The sequence below is a fragment of the Allobosea sp. P4_C6 genome (assembly GCF_056402015.1).
In genome coordinates this window covers 1-667 of sequence record NZ_JBFUIF010000327.1, presented here as the reverse complement: position 1 = coordinate 667, position 667 = coordinate 1, and the positions used below count along the sequence as shown (strand labels likewise).

1 protein-coding gene is annotated in these 667 nt (G+C 60.4%); it reads right to left on the bottom strand.

Annotated features, from left to right (window positions below; all coding sequences use genetic code 11):
- A partial coding sequence (locus AC1DVA_RS28955; protein ID WP_476808213.1) for a catalase occupies window positions 1-667 on the bottom strand: 667 nt, incomplete at both ends.

Below are 667 nucleotides of genomic sequence, written 5' to 3'. Positions count from 1 at the left end.
CATCGACATTAACGAGATTCGACAGCACGCGATTGCGGACGTGCTCCAGAGTGACCTTCGACAGCTCAAAGACGAGAGCACTCGCCAGATGCGCTTGCTCGATCTCGCTCTGCGAGCGGAAAAACAATCGGGCATGGCTGTAATGATCTGCGAAGCTCTCTGCGCGCAGACGAACCTTATGCTCCTCGACCGGAATCGCACCAGTCCGGAACCCGCCTATCGGGTCCTCGCGAGGGCCGCTAGCCTCGCCGGCCTCGTTGAGGCTGTTGGGCTCGTAGTTTGCCCGGCCGGTGAAGACCTGGGTCTGCATATGCCCATCGCGCTGCAGGTTCTGGAAGGGGCAGCCCTTGGCCCTGTTGATCGGAATCTGGTGGAAGTTCACGGTCCCGAGCCGAGAGAGCTGCGTGTCCTGGTAGGAGAACAGGCGACCTTGCAGCAGCGGGTCTTCCGAGACATCGATACCGGGCGGCATATTTGTCGGCAGGAACGCGGACTGCTCGGTCTCGGCGAAGAAGTTGTCCGGATTTCGGTTCAGCACCATGCGACCGATGATGCGGATCGGCACCAATTCCTCGGGGATCACCTTAGTTGCGTCAAGAATGTCGAAGGGCAGAGCATCGGCCTCCTCCTGGCTGAGCAACTGCACGCCGAAGTCCCACTCCGGGAA